General features: G+C 64.8%; 15 protein-coding genes and 3 tRNA genes. 4 read left to right on the top strand and 14 right to left on the bottom strand.

Annotated elements, in window-relative coordinates; genetic code table 11:
• Nucleotides 1-124 precede the first annotated feature (124 nt).
• On the bottom strand, nucleotides 125-394 hold the full coding sequence (locus tag PSEK12I1_RS0120395) for a hypothetical protein (RefSeq protein ID WP_231500969.1): 270 nt from the start codon (nucleotides 392-394) through the stop codon (nucleotides 125-127).
• Between the two features lie 515 nt (nucleotides 395-909).
• On the opposite strand from PSEK12I1_RS0120395, the gene PSEK12I1_RS0120390 reads away from it, so the two are divergent.
• From PSEK12I1_RS0120390 to dacB, 4 genes are all read left to right on the top strand, one after another.
• Nucleotides 910-1,119 carry a cold-shock protein gene (locus tag PSEK12I1_RS0120390; protein WP_007159089.1) on the top strand — a complete coding sequence of 70 codons (210 nt, stop codon included), beginning with the start codon at nucleotides 910-912 and terminating at the stop codon, nucleotides 1,117-1,119.
• Between the two features lie 105 nt (nucleotides 1,120-1,224).
• Nucleotides 1,225-1,881: a hypothetical protein gene (locus PSEK12I1_RS0120385; RefSeq protein ID WP_027602749.1), complete on the top strand. Its 657-nt coding sequence runs from the start codon at nucleotides 1,225-1,227 to the stop codon at nucleotides 1,879-1,881.
• Between the two features lie 26 nt (nucleotides 1,882-1,907).
• Nucleotides 1,908-2,057, top strand: coding sequence for a hypothetical protein (locus PSEK12I1_RS24825; protein WP_007159091.1), 150 nt, complete (start codon nucleotides 1,908-1,910; stop codon nucleotides 2,055-2,057).
• A 168-nt stretch (nucleotides 2,058-2,225) separates the two neighbouring features.
• Nucleotides 2,226-3,689, top strand: a complete 1,464-nt coding sequence (dacB, locus tag PSEK12I1_RS0120375; RefSeq protein ID WP_027602748.1) for a D-alanyl-D-alanine carboxypeptidase/D-alanyl-D-alanine-endopeptidase — start codon at nucleotides 2,226-2,228, stop codon at nucleotides 3,687-3,689.
• A gap of 159 nt (nucleotides 3,690-3,848) precedes the next feature.
• On the opposite strand, the gene PSEK12I1_RS24460 is transcribed toward dacB, so the two are convergent.
• The 13 genes from PSEK12I1_RS24460 to PSEK12I1_RS0120310 all read right to left on the bottom strand — a co-directional run bounded on the left by PSEK12I1_RS24460 (nucleotide 3,849) and on the right by PSEK12I1_RS0120310 (nucleotide 13,181).
• The gene (locus PSEK12I1_RS24460; protein WP_007159093.1) at nucleotides 3,849-4,007 is read right to left on the bottom strand and encodes a DUF3309 family protein; all 159 of its coding nucleotides are present in this window, start codon (nucleotides 4,005-4,007) and stop codon (nucleotides 3,849-3,851) included.
• A 203-nt stretch (nucleotides 4,008-4,210) separates the two neighbouring features.
• On the bottom strand, nucleotides 4,211-5,866 hold the full coding sequence (locus tag PSEK12I1_RS0120365) for a cation acetate symporter (protein WP_037007224.1): 1,656 nt from the start codon (nucleotides 5,864-5,866) through the stop codon (nucleotides 4,211-4,213).
• Nucleotides 5,863-6,174, bottom strand: a complete 312-nt coding sequence (locus PSEK12I1_RS0120360; RefSeq protein ID WP_027602746.1) for a DUF485 domain-containing protein — start codon at nucleotides 6,172-6,174, stop codon at nucleotides 5,863-5,865. Before PSEK12I1_RS0120360 ends, PSEK12I1_RS0120365 begins: the two co-directional genes overlap by 4 nt.
• Before the next feature lie 96 nt (nucleotides 6,175-6,270).
• Nucleotides 6,271-7,173, bottom strand: coding sequence for an HlyD family secretion protein (locus PSEK12I1_RS0120355; protein ID WP_027602745.1), 903 nt, complete (start codon nucleotides 7,171-7,173; stop codon nucleotides 6,271-6,273).
• Nucleotides 7,174-7,201: 28 nt separating this feature from the next.
• Nucleotides 7,202-7,405 (bottom strand): DUF1656 domain-containing protein, encoded by a 204-nt coding sequence (locus PSEK12I1_RS0120350; protein ID WP_027602744.1) that lies wholly within the window; start codon nucleotides 7,403-7,405, stop codon nucleotides 7,202-7,204.
• Complete coding sequence (locus PSEK12I1_RS0120345) at nucleotides 7,392-9,395, bottom strand: FUSC family protein (RefSeq protein WP_027602743.1); 2,004 nt, start codon at nucleotides 9,393-9,395, stop codon at nucleotides 7,392-7,394. Before PSEK12I1_RS0120345 ends, PSEK12I1_RS0120350 begins: the two co-directional genes overlap by 14 nt.
• Before the next feature lie 153 nt (nucleotides 9,396-9,548).
• Nucleotides 9,549-10,547 (bottom strand): tRNA-dihydrouridine synthase, encoded by a 999-nt coding sequence (locus tag PSEK12I1_RS0120340; protein ID WP_027602742.1) that lies wholly within the window; start codon nucleotides 10,545-10,547, stop codon nucleotides 9,549-9,551.
• Between the two features lie 2 nt (nucleotides 10,548-10,549).
• On the bottom strand, nucleotides 10,550-10,990 hold the full coding sequence (locus PSEK12I1_RS0120335) for a thioesterase family protein (RefSeq protein WP_007159100.1): 441 nt from the start codon (nucleotides 10,988-10,990) through the stop codon (nucleotides 10,550-10,552).
• Between the two features lie 142 nt (nucleotides 10,991-11,132).
• Nucleotides 11,133-11,209, bottom strand: a tRNA-Arg gene (locus PSEK12I1_RS0120330).
• Nucleotides 11,210-11,269: 60 nt separating this feature from the next.
• Nucleotides 11,270-11,346: transfer RNA gene (locus tag PSEK12I1_RS0120325), tRNA-Arg, on the bottom strand.
• Nucleotides 11,347-11,452: 106 nt separating this feature from the next.
• Nucleotides 11,453-11,543 (bottom strand) — tRNA-Ser (locus tag PSEK12I1_RS0120320).
• A 61-nt stretch (nucleotides 11,544-11,604) separates the two neighbouring features.
• The gene (gene csrA / locus PSEK12I1_RS0120315; protein WP_007159101.1) at nucleotides 11,605-11,790 is read right to left on the bottom strand and encodes a carbon storage regulator CsrA; all 186 of its coding nucleotides are present in this window, start codon (nucleotides 11,788-11,790) and stop codon (nucleotides 11,605-11,607) included.
• A 155-nt stretch (nucleotides 11,791-11,945) separates the two neighbouring features.
• The gene (locus tag PSEK12I1_RS0120310) at nucleotides 11,946-13,181 is read right to left on the bottom strand and encodes an aspartate kinase (protein ID WP_007159102.1); all 1,236 of its coding nucleotides are present in this window, start codon (nucleotides 13,179-13,181) and stop codon (nucleotides 11,946-11,948) included.
• Nucleotides 13,182-13,263: the final 82 nt, after the last annotated feature.

The following is a 13,263-nucleotide window of genomic DNA, read 5'->3' as shown; positions in this document are numbered from 1 at the left end:
GCTGCCGTGCGGGAGACCTGACCAAGATGTTTGAGGAGGAACGCCTCACGGCAGGTGGAGGCGGCGGGCGTCTTGAAGGCGATGCCTGGAGATCGCTTTGGCTCGCCTCAGGCGAGCGTCCGACTCAGGCGGTAAGGCAGTCGTCTGCGAGGGGAATCTCGATGAACAGACCCACGGTGTCAGCCTCGACCCGCATGGCGGCCACCACCGCATTCAGCAAGAACGGATTGGTCGCCTGTTCATTGGTCACGATACGCTGGGTCAGCTTGATCGACTGGTGGGCGTGGTAGACGGCTACGAGTATTTCATTGAGGTTCAGGCGACGGAGCTCGACCCGGTATCCGGCGAGTCCGTGGCCCAAGGCGCGTCCTGCGCTTTCAAGCCCATTTTTCACGGTAAGTCCTTGGACCGTTGCGGTCCGGGGTAATGATTCGAACGGAATAATAGCACCAGGCCATTATCCTTATTGCGCAGGCCATCACCGTTTCGATACCACTGGCCGAAGAGACTGAACGCGCCCATGAACGTGCGCCTGCCGGGTGCTGCCCAGCGCTTCGCGCGGCGCCCCTTTCGTGCCCGGGAAACGATTCAGCACGGTGCCTTTGCCACGATCGACCGGTCCCGGTGCCAGAGCGCGCCACGCCTCCCCCCTTCAACCGCCGTTCGCCCGCTTCAGCCCGCACTTCGACCATGGTCGGTAAAGTCAACATCGAGCTGCTCAAAGGTCTTGTTTTGCGCAAGCCAGTCTGAGACCATCCTTCGCTGTCAGGTGAGGCTGTCTCCACGGAGCGGCTGACCTGTCGAGAACCTGGAGTACATCAGGGCCAGCTTTCGCGGCATGGGTTTCTCCTCGTTTCAAAACTGTCGTCCTTCGCGGACAACAACGTCATCTTATTCAAGGAGAAATCCATGTCTACTCGCCAAACTGGCACCGTCAAGTGGTTCAACGACGAGAAAGGCTTCGGCTTCATCACCCCCCAGAGCGGCCCGGACGTATTCGTTCACTACCGTTCCATTCAGGGCAACGGCTTCAAGAGCCTGCAAGAAGGCCAGGCTGTTTCCTTCCTGGTCGTGCAAGGCCAGAAAGGCCTGCAGGCCGATGAGGTGCAGGTGATCTAATCACCCGCCTTCTCGAAAAAGCCCAACCCCCGGTTGGGCTTTTTTTTGCGCGGACGTTGGCCTCGCCAGCCTCTGCTATCGCCACTTAGGGATGAGGTGCGTCTCGTGAAAACCTTCGCTGCCCTGCTCTGCCTGCTCCTGCTCGCCGGTTGCGCCGCCTTTCCCGGCGATGAACTCTCTTCCCAGCCGTTCCGCGTGCCCCTGAGCGAGCAACCGCAGCGGCCCAAGGTGCTGGTGGAATTCAACTTCTATCGCGGCACTGTCGAGGACGCCAAGGACGCGACGTCGATCGCCGTCGCCCGCGAAGGCCTGAAGCCCCGGCTGCGCGAGGTCCTGGAACGCTCCAATCTGTTCGACCGCATCACCCTGGTGCCGGAGCCCGGCAGGCCCGACGACGCCCTGCTGCGCCTCAAGCTCTACAACAGCACCTCCTACGCCGCCGCCATCGCCAGTGGCCTGATTACCGGGGCCACCTTCTTTCTCGTCCCGGGTACCGCCAAGGACGACTATGTGCTGACCGCCGAATGGATCGCACCCGGTAGCGGTCCGTCCACCCGGGTGCGCAATGCCAGTTCGGTACGCACCTGGATGGGGGTCTGGTTCCTGCCCCTGGCCGCCAGCCATCAGGCCGGGACCGCCATCGAGGAAACCTTCGCCCGCCAGGTCAACGACGCCCTGCGCCAGCTGCAGAGCGCCGGCGCCTTCGCCGACCGCTCCTCGCCCCAGGGGAACGGCGAAACGCCTGCACCGGTCACACCTTGACCGGCAATCACGTAGACGAGGATCCCATGGCCGAAGAAAAGCGCAAAGCCGACGAACGCGAACTGCCCAAGGACGAAAAGCCCCTGCGCACCGAACACGCCAAGACCGACGACGGGCGCAATCCCCCTTCGCCCAACAGTCCGGACCGCACCAAGGACGCCACGGGCTACAACTGATCCCGACCTTTCCGGAAACGACCGCCACGGCGGTCGTTTCTTTATCTGCGCCCTGCCCCGCGGGGTTGGCTCGCCCCTCCCTCCTTACTGCATAATGCCCACACTCCGACGTCTATCGGCCCCTTTTCTCTTCAACTAGGCCGGTACCCTGCCAAGGTGTGTGTCCCGATGCGAAAGACCTTCCGATCTCTGGGCCTGCTGCTGAGCTGCTGCGCCCTGGGCTTTTCCCTGCCCGTCAGTGCCGATACCTCCTACCTGCCGCCGCGAATCGAAAAGGCGATGCAGACCAACAAGATCCCCGGCAGCGACCTGTCGCTGGTGATGCTGCCCCTCGATGGCCCGGGCGAGAACGACTACTACAACGCCGACGTCTCGGTGAATCCGGCGTCGACCATGAAGCTGATCACCACCTTTGCCGCCCTGGAACTGCTGGGTCCCACCTACCAGTGGAAGACCGAGTTCTATACCGACGGCACCCTCAAGGACGGCATCCTCAACGGCAACCTCTATCTCAAGGGCGGTGGCGATCCCAAGCTGAACATGGAGCGGCTGTGGCTGCTCATGCGTGACCTGCGCGCCAACGGCGTCCTGGAAGTCACCGGTGACCTGGTGCTGGATCGCGGTCGTTTCGTGAAGCCCAATCTGCCGGCCTTCAACGACGACGGCGAAGACGAGAACAAGACCTTCCTGGTCGGTCCGGATTCGCTGCTGGTCAATCTCAAGTCGGTGCGCATGGTGGTGCGCTCGGCCGATGGCCGGGTCAGCGTCTCCATGGATCCGCCGCTGACCAACGTCAGCATCGACAACCAGATGCGCGCCACCGGCAAGAGCGGTTGCCCGGCCTGGCCGGAGGTGCGCTTCAATCCGGTGCCCCAGGCCGATGGCAGTACCAGCCTGGTGGTCAGTGGCCAGTTGCCGGACGGCTGCAACGCCCAGAGCTATCTGTCGCTGCTCGACCACCCGGCCTATACCGCCGGCGCGGTGCGGGCCATCTGGCAGGAACTGGGCGGCAGCATCAAGGGCCGTACCCGCGAGGGCAGCGTGCCGCGCAATGCCGAGGTGCTGGCGCGGGCCTTCTCGCCCGATGTGGTCGAGATCATTCGCGACATCAACAAGTACAGCAACAACACCATGGCCCAGCAGCTGTTCCTCTCCATCGGGGCGCAATTCCGCACCTCGGCGGATGCGGACGACAGCAAGGCGGCGCTGCGGGTCATCCGCTCGTGGCTGGCGCGCAAGGGCATCAATGCCAGTCACCTGATCATGGAGAACGGCTCGGGGCTGTCGCGCACCGAACGGGTCAGTGCCCGGGAGATGGCCGAGATCCTGCGCGCCGCCTGGCAGAGTCCCTACGGCCCGGAGTTCATCTCTTCGCTGCCGTTGGCGGGCATGGACGGCACCCTGCGCAAGCGCATGAAGAATTCGCCGCTCACCGGTCAGGCGCACATGAAGACCGGCACCCTGAACAACGTACGGGCCCTGGCGGGCTTCGTCCGGGATGCCAATGCGCGCAACTGGGTGGTGGTCGCCATCCTCAACAGCAGCCGCCCCTGGGGCGCTTCGTCGATCCTCGACGAGGTGGTGCTGGACCTCTATCTGCGCAGCCGCCAGGACGGCGCGGTCGCCAACTGACGCGCAAAACAAAACCGGCGTCTGCTCACGCAGACGCCGGTTTTGTTTACAGCACTCGGCAAGGCAGGCCGGAAAGCCGACGTTACCGCGCTGCACCGCATTGGGCAAGAACTTTGTCCAACGCACCTTTGTGGGGCATTTTCAGGCGACCGTCAGGGTCTAGATCATGCCCAGCAGCAGCAGTACCAGCAGGACGACCAGAATGGCGCCCACGATGCCGGACGGGCCATAGCCCCAGCTGCGCGAATGCGGAAATACCGGAAGTCCGCCGATGAGCAGGACCAGAAGCACCAGAACCAGGATGGTCGAGAGAGTCATCTGCCATTCTCCATGAAGGCCAAGGGTCGACCGCCGCCGTAACAGGATGATACGAAGCGACGGGCTTATTCCATGGACCTGCGCCAGCGGCGGAAAATCCCGACGTCGTCAGCTAACCCTGCCCGCCCTCGCCGCCTCCCAGGTGCCAGCGCACAAAAAAGCCCGGATCAGAGATCCGGGCTTGGTCTTGTCGCAGCTGGCTGTCAGTGGGCCACAGCGCCACTGGCACCCAGGCCGGTCTGGGATCTCACGAACTGCGGATAGAAGCGTGCCCGCTCCTCTTCGGCAGCCGCCGACTTGTCGGTGATGGAGAAGAACCAGATGCCGATGAAGGCCACGGCGATGGAGAACAGCGCCGGGTATTCATAGGGGTAGATCGGCTTGGCATGACCGAGGATGGTCACCCAGATGGTCGGGCCAAGCACCATCAGGGCCACCGCGGTGATCAGGCCGAGCCAGCCACCGATCATGGCGCCCCGGGTGGTCAGACGCTTCCAGTACATCGAGAGCAGCAGGATGGGGAAGTTGCAGCTGGCCGCGATGGAGAAGGCCAGGCCCACCATGAAGGCGATGTTCTGCTTCTCGAAGAGGATGCCCAAGGCGATGGCGACCACACCCAGCGCCACGGTGGTCATCTTGGAAACGCGGATTTCGTCCTTCTCGTTGGCTTTGCCCTTCTTGATCACGCTGGCGTAGAGGTCGTGGGAGACCGCCGAGGCACCGGCCAGGGTCAGACCGGCGACCACCGCCAGGATGGTGGCGAAGGCCACCGCCGAGATGAAGCCGAGGAAGATGCTGCCGCCCACGGCGTTGGCCAGGTGCACCGCCGCCATGTTGTTGCCGCCCAGCAGGGCGCCGGCGGCGTCCTTGAAGGCCGGATTGGTGCTGACCAGCAGGATGGCGCCAAAGCCGATGATGAAGGTCAGGATGTAGAAGTAGCCGATGAAGCCGGTGGCGTAGAACACGCTCTTGCGCGCTTCCTTGGCGTCACTGACGGTGAAGAAGCGCATCAGGATGTGCGGCAGGCCGGCGGTGCCGAACATCAGCGCCAGACCCAGGGAGAAGGCCGAGATCGGATCCTTCACCAAGCCACCGGGGCTCATGATGGCTTCACCCTTGGGATGCACGGCGATGGCTTCGGCGAACAGGCGGTTAAAGTCGAAGCCGACGTGCTTCATCACCATGAAGGCCATGAAGCTGGCACCGGACAGCAGCAGCACGGCCTTGATGATCTGTACCCAGGTGGTGGCCAGCATGCCGCCGAAGAGGACGTAGAGCACCATGAGGATACCCACCAGCACCACGGCCAGGGTGTAGTCCAGGCCGAACAGCAGCTGGATCAGCTTGCCGGCACCGACCATCTGGGCGATCAGATAGAGGGCGACCACCACCAGCGAGCCGCAGGCGGACAGGGTCCGGATGTCCTTCTGCTTGAGGCGATAGGAGGCCACGTCGGCGAAGGTGTACTTGCCGAGGTTGCGCAGGCGCTCGGCGATCAGGAACAGGATGATCGGCCAGCCCACCAGGAAGCCGATGGAGTAGATCAGGCCGTCGTAGCCCGAGGTGAACACCAGCGCGGAAATACCCAGGAAGGAGGCGGCCGACATGTAGTCGCCGGCGATGGCCAGGCCGTTCTGGAACCCGGTGATGCGGCCACCGGCGGCGTAGTAGTCGGCGGCGGAGCGGTTACGCTTGGAAGCCCAGTAGGTGATGCCCAGGGTGGCGCCGACGAAGGCGACGAACATCAGGATGGCGGAGATGTTCAGCGGCTGGCGCTGGACCGCGCCGCTGATGGCATCGGCTGCCCACAGCGAAGGCGAGAGCGCCAGCAGCCCGGCCGCGAGGGAAAGACGTCTCATGGCTGCACCTCCCGGAGAATTTCCGCGTTGAGCCGATCGAACTCGCCATTGGCCCGGCGCACATAGATGCCGGTCAGGACGAAGGCCGAAAGGATCAGACCGACGCCCAGGGGGATGCCCCAGGTCATGGCGGTTTCCGCATGGATACGGGTCGCGAGAACCTTGGGAGCGAAGGCGATCAGGAGGATGAAGGCGGAATAGAGTCCGAGCATGATGGCGGAAAGCGTCCAGGCGAAGCGCCCGCGCTTGGTCACCAGTTCTTGGAAACGCGGACTGGCTTCAATCCGCCGGTAGGTGCTGTCATTCATTATTGTTGTTCCTTACAGCATGACGGGAGCGTCGAGCTCTACTCTAGGCCCGCCCGGTAAGGCTTCCAGACGACTTTAGTCGTACCCCTCCAGACCTCAGTAACCCCAGAGCCGACGCCAGCCCTGCAGCGGGTGGTGACCCTCGCCATCGAGCACCGAAACGCTTGCCGTCATCCCCGCGCTGAGGTGGATATCCGCGGGGACGTCCAGCAGTTCGATGCGTACCGGGATGCGCTGCGCCAGGCGCACCCAGTTGAACGTCGGCTCGACGTTGGCCAGCAGCTGGGTATCGCTGGCCGCGTTGCGATCGGTGATGCCGCTGCTGATGCTCGCCACCCGCCCCTGCAGGGGCGCCGCCTGGTTCATCAGGCGCACCCGTACCGCATCGCCGGGGTGGATGTGGGGAATCTTGGTCTCTTCGAAATAGGCCATGACGTAGAAGGAGCGGGTATCCACCAGGGCCATCACCGCCTGGCCGGTCTGCACATAGTTGCCCTCGGCGAATCTGAGGTTGGTGATCCGCCCTTCCCGCGGCGCCAGCACCCGGCTGCGATCCAGGTTGATCTGGGCCAGGTTCACATCGCTCAGGGCTTCCTGGTACTGGCTGCGGGCGACCGCCACGTTGACCTGGGCGGTCTCGCGATCCTCGGCGCTGATGGCGCTGGTGCCCAGCCGTTGGCGCCGGGCGGCCTCGCTCTCACGCAGGCGCAGCTGCTGCTGGCGCGTCTCGGCCACCGCCTTGGCATGGGCGAGGTTGGCCTGGTAGCGCTGCTGATCGATCTGCAGGAGCAGATCGCCGGGCTTGACCAGCTGGTTGTCCACCACCGCTAGGCGCGTCACCCAGCCCGATACGTCGGGCGCGACCACCACCACATCGGCGCGCACCCGCGCATCGCGCGTCCAGGGCGTATAGAGATAGAAGTGCCACAGCCAGGTGCCGGCCAGGATGGCGAGCAGTACCACGATCAGGGTTATCGCCACACGCAGGGTCTTGTGCATCGCCTTGTCGATCCTCTTGTTATGGGGCTCAGGTGGCCAGCACGGCCACGAGGGCGGCCAGCCACAGCACGAACAGCGCGCAACCGAACAGGGCGCTGTGCCAGAGATGGCGGCCCAGGCCACTGCGCTGCAGCAGCCACAGCGACAGCGCCGTCAGCAGCAGCGCCAGGACGCCATAGACGAACAGCGGCCCCAGGTAGACCCCGCCGATGGCCCATTCATGCAGATTCATCCGCACCCTCCTCCGCTACCGCCTCTAGACAACAGCTGCGCCAGGTCTGCTGGAGCTGGCCGATGGCGCCGCGCGCCAACCGATGCGGCTCATCGTCTGGCGCCTGGTGCAGCGCCTGTCGCAGACGCTCTGCCGCCGCGTCCAGCGCGCCCGGCTGCAGGTTACCGAAGCCCACCTCCAGCTGTTCGGCGAAGCGGCCGAGAAAGGCATCCCGCGCCCGGGCCACCTCGCCCTGGGCACCTGCCAGGCAGGCGCGCAGATGCAGTAACTCATTGCCCAAGTCCAGCGCCAGCAGCCCCTGCTCCCAGCGCCCGCGTTCGCTGGCCGACAGCTGCTCGATATGTCGCGCCAGCAGTAGCAGGCGATCCGCCATGCGCCCGCCGAACCAGGTCTCGGCGTTGGCTAGGGGGACCGTGGTCAGGCGCTGCAGGTCGTAGGTGGTGGCCTCGAGGATGCGGCGGCTGGTGCGCCGCGGCGTGCGTAGACTGATCAGCCGGAACATCAGCACGGCCGAACCGACGCCGATCAATAGACTCTGCAACTGGTTGAGCAAGGCGCCCATCTCCACCTGGCCGTGGTTGCTGGGCGAGACCAGCACCAGCAGATGGATGGCGAAGGCCGTCGCCGTCCCCACCACGCCCGGCGGTCCGGCCATCCCCAGGGCGGCAAAGAACAGTGGCACCCCCAGCACCAGGCACAGCAGCGGATAGCCGCTGATCTGCGGCAGCAGCACCTGGCTGACCAGGATGGCGACTGGCGCGGCATAGAGGATGCCCCGCAGGAAGCCGACGCCGATGGTGGCGGCGTTGTCGCGATTGGCGAACAGGCTGCAGATGACCCCGGCCATGAGCATGGCACCCGGCGCCGAGGGCCAGGCGCTGGCCAGCCAGAAGACGCCCACGACCAGCAGCGCACAGGCGCTGCGCAGGCCGTAGAGCAGCGCCGTCTGCACATCGCGATGACGCGCCAGTGCCGAGGGCGCCACGGCGCTGAGCTGGGCCGTGTGGACGCTGTCCAGGGCGCGACCGGCCAGCAGGATCTTGTCCAGCAGGATGGCGAAACGGGCCAGCAGGTAGCGCTGATCGTTGTCCAGCTCCGGGGCGGTGCCCGCAGCCTCTCTCAGACGCTGCAGGAGGGCCTCCAGGGCAGACGCCTGGGGGTCGGCCAGGGTCGTGAGCAGTTCGTCGCGCCAGGGCTGCAGAGCGGCCCTTCTCGGCTCGTCCAGACCACGCCACTGCCGCATGGCACCACGGGCGGTGCGCAGCAGGCTGAGCAGATCCCGCGAGAGCAGGCGCAACGCCCTGGCGCGTTGCCGGCCGCGCTGGCCTTCGAACCAGGCGTGGTCGCGCTGGGCATCCACCGCCACCACCTGGCCAAGCATGGCCAGCAGACCCTGGGTGGCATCCTGGGCCTCGGCCAGCTCCGCCCGCGCCGCAGCCACGCCCTGCTCCCAGGTGCGCCGCGCCTGGGCGGCCAGGTTCTGCTCCACGCGCTGCGGCCAGAACAGCGCGCTGACCGCCGAGGCCACGACGATACCCAGGCAGATCTCGGTGCAGCGGGCCACCGCCTGGTCGAACACGGTCAGCGGATGGGCAATGGCGGGCAGGCCGATGATGGCGACGGTATAGCCGGCCAGCACGAAGCCATAGGCGACATGGTTGCGCAGCAGGGTCGAGGCTGCCGTGCAGAGGGCCATCCAGCCGGCCAGGGCCAGGAGGAACAGCCAGGGCGTCTGGGCGAAGAAGCCCATGAGCACCACCGCCATGCAGGTGCCGGCAATGGTGCCGAGCAGGCGGAACAGGCCCTTGGCCAGCACCATGCCGGACAGCGGCTGGGAGACGATCATCACCGTCATGCAGGCCCAGACCGGTTGTTCGAGGCTGAAACGGAAGGCCAGCCAGAGCGCCAGTCCGGCGGCGAACAGGGTCTTGCCGGCAAAGAGGAGTGCCGCAGGCGTGGGTGCGAGAAAGACCGTCCAGGGTAGGCGCACGTCGGCTCTTGGTGTGCAGGGGGTCCAGCATAGGCCGCGTGGCCCAGGCGAAGTTCCAGGCGGGCGCCCAGACGAAAAAAAGGCGACCCGGGGTCGCCTGAAGTGCCTTGCGTGCTCGAGCGACGACGCTCCGTCGTCACCACTCCCCAGAGACTAGACGAGTTGCGGCCGGCGTTCTTGATCGAGATCAAGTTCGGCTGGATTGTGCCCGGCCATGCCGAGCAGGCGGTCGATCAGGGCGCAATCGGATTCGCGCCGCACCTCGGCGAACAGGGCCGCGGCCTCGGGATAGCTGCGGGTCAGCATGCCCAGCCACTGCTTGAGGCGACCGGGGGCGTAGCGCGGCGCCAGCTTGCGCTGCGCCATGACCCAGAAGCGTTGCACCCGCGGCAGGATCTCGGCCCAGCCCTGCGCCGCGGTCTCCTCTCCGCGTACCGCCGCGGCGATCTGCAGCGCCAGGTCCGGTCGCGAGACCAGGCCGCGCCCCAGCATCACCGAGGCCTGGCCGCTGACGCTGCGGCAACGCCAGTAGTCGTCCAGGGTCCAGATCTCGCCGTTGGCCAGCACCGGCACGGATACCCGGTCGGCCACCCGCGCCACCCATTCCCAGTGCGCCGGCGGCTTGTAGCCCTCGACCTTGGTCCGCGCATGGACCACCAGTTGCGCCGCGCCACCCTCGGCCAGGGCCTCGGCGCAGGCCAGGGCGGCGTTCGGACTGTCGTAGCCCAGGCGCATCTTGGCGGTGACCGGAATGTGCGCCGGCACGGCCTGGCGCACGCTCTCGACGATCCGGTTGAGCAGCTCCGGCTCCTTGAGCAGCACCGCCCCGCCGCGGGACTTGTTGACGGTCTTGGCCGGGCAGCCGAAGTTGAGATCGATCACCGGGGCGCCCAGGGTGCAGGCGAAGGCCGCGTTGTCGGCCAGGCAGGCCGGATCCGAACCCAGCAGCTGCACCCGCATGGGCGTACCCGACGGCGTACGCGCGCCCTGCTCCAGCTCAGGTGCCAGCTTGGCGAAGGCCGCCGCCGGCAGCAGGCGATCGCAGACACGGATGAATTCGCTCACGCACCAGTCGAGTCCACCGACCTCGGTCAGCAATTCCCGCAGGATGTCGTCGACGAGGCCCTCCATGGGCGCCAGGGCGATCTCCATGCTCAGACGTCCTCGCCAGGTAGTGCCTGGCCATAACCGGCCAGGAATTCGGGTGGCATGCGCCTGGGCTTGCCGGAAGACAGCTCGATGCAGACGAAGGTCGTCCGGGCGCGCAGCAGGGTCACGCCATCGGCGGGACGCTGCAGCTGGAATTGCCGGGTCATGCGCAGACGACGATCCCAGTCGACCAGCCAGGTACCGAGCACCAGCTCATCGTCCTGGTAACCACTGCTGAGATAGTCGATCTCGTGGCGCACCACGGCCATGGCGCGGTCCAGCCGCTGGAAGGTGGCGAGGTCCAGGCCCAGGGCCGCCGAATGCTGCCAGGCGCACTGTTCGAGCCAGCTGACGTACACGGCGTTGTTGGCATGGCCCAGGCCGTCGATGTGCTCGGCACCGATGCGCAGCGGCAGGAGGTGGGGAGTCGGTCTGTCCCACTGCATGAAGAGACCCTCTCGCGGGCAAGGTCGAAAGACGCACGGCCTGACCGGACGGAATCCTGGCCAGGCCAACGGTCGCGGATACTGGCACGAATCCGCAGACAATAAAAAAGGGCCTGCATCGCTGCAGGCCCTTCTTCATATTTGGCGCACTCGGGAGGATTCGAACCTCCGACCGCTCGGTTCGTAGCCGAGTACTCTATCCAGCTGAGCTACGAGTGCGTTTCGGTGCGTTTAGCCAGAACACCGCTGGTACTGCTGAAGCCAGAGGCTTCGTCGATTTGGCGCACTCGGGAGGATTCGAACCTCCGACCGCTCGGTTCGTAGCCGAGTACTCTATCCAGCTGAGCTACGAGTGCGTTGAAGCTGCGTATTCTAGCTTCCGTTTCTGACCTGTCAAGCAAATTTGCTTGTTTATCAGGTACTTACCAATCGGTCAGTACAGCGGAGCCAGTTTGAAGCAAATGGCGGTGAGGGAGGGATTCGAACCCTCGACACCCTTTTGAGGTGTACTCCCTTAGCAGGGGAGCGCCTTCGGCCACTCGGCCACCTCACCGCAACGGGGCGAAACTATATCGAAGGTTTGCCCGTTTGCAAAGAGAAAAATTCAAAAAAAATCAGTGGTTTGGTTCTTGGTCCTTTTCCTTCTGGATGCGCTGGTAGATTTCCTCGCGATGAACCGCGACTTCCTTGGGCGCATTGACGCCAATGCGGACCTGGTTGCCCTTGACTCCCAGTACCGTCACGGTGACTTCATCACCCACCATCAGGGTCTCACCAACCCGACGAGTCAAAATAAGCATTCCATTCTCCTTAAGCTTTAACTCAGTCTGCACGTATGAACCGAAACGATCCCTGAATGGACCCTCTAGTCGCTATTGACCTCTGTCCATGCAAGTAAAGTTCCGCAGAACCCGTGTCGGATGAGGTCCCTGTGGCAGGAACCTCATCTGGCGGGTCACTCGGCGCCGCGTGCGGGGGCGTCGAGTTCGAAGGCGGTGTGCAGGGCGCGGACGGCGAGTTCGAGGTATTTCTCCTCGATGACCACCGACACCTTGATTTCGGAAGTGGAGATCATCTGGATGTTGATGCTCTCCTTGGCCAAGGCTTCGAACATCTGGCTGGCCACGCCGGCATGGGATCTCATGCCGACGCCAACGATGGAAACCTTGGCGATCTTGGTGTCGCCGACGGACTCCCGAGCGCCGATCTCGACGCCGGTGCGCTTGAGGATCTCCAGGGCGCTCTGGTAGTCGTTGCGGTGCACGGTGAAGGTGAAGTCGGTGGTGTTATCGTGCGCGACGTTCTGCACGATCATGTCGACTTCGATGTTGGCCGCGCTGATCGGGCCGAGGATCTTGAAGGCCACGCCGGGGGTATCCGGCACACCGCGAATGGTCAGCTTGGCTTCGTCACGGTTGAAGGCGATGCCGGAGATGATCGGCTGTTCCATGGATTCCTCTTCATCAAGGGTAATGAGGGTGCCCGGACCCTCCTGAAAGCTGTGCAGCACGCGCAGCGGCACGTTGTACTTGCCGGCGAACTCCACCGAACGGATCTGCAGCACCTTCGAGCCGAGGCTGGCCATTTCCAGCATTTCCTCGAAGGTGATCTTGTCCAGGCGCTGGGCCTGGGGCACCACGCGCGGATCGGTGGTGTAGACGCCGTCGACGTCGGTATAGATCTGGCACTCGTCGGCCTTCAGCGCGGCCGCCAGGGCCACGCCGGTGGTGTCGGAGCCACCACGGCCCAGGGTGGTGATGTTGCCCTGCTCGTCAACGCCCTGGAAGCCGGCCACGACCACCACCTTGCCGGCCTTGAGCTCGGCTCGGATGCGGGCATCGTCGATCTGCTGGATGCGCGCCTTGGTGTGGGCGCTGTCGGTGAGGATGCGCACCTGGTTGCCGGTATAGGACACCGCCTGGACGCCACGCTTGAGCAGCGCCATGGCCAGCAGGCCGATGGTGACCTGCTCGCCGGTGGAGACCATGACATCCAGCTCGCGCGGATCGGGTTGCTCCATGATCTGCTTGGCGAGGCCGATCAGGCGATTGGTCTCGCCACTCATGGCCGATACCACCACCACGATCTGGTCGCCCGCCTCATGGAAGCGTTTCACCTTCTCGGCGACCTGCTCGATACGCTCCACCGTACCCACCGAGGTACCGCCGAATTTCTGTACGATCAATGCCATTGCTTGCTGCCCGTCCGCAGAAAAATCTGATTCAAGTTGTTGAGGGAGGAAGCGGGCCGCCCTCCCCGGCGACCCGCAGCGC

The organism is Pseudomonas sp. MOIL14HWK12:I1 (genome assembly GCF_000510705.1).
Taxonomy (GTDB): Bacteria; Pseudomonadota; Gammaproteobacteria; order Pseudomonadales; family Pseudomonadaceae; genus Chryseomonas; species Chryseomonas oryzihabitans.
The sequence above is the reverse complement of the archived record's forward strand: the minus strand, read 5'-3'. Positions and strand labels throughout refer to the sequence as shown.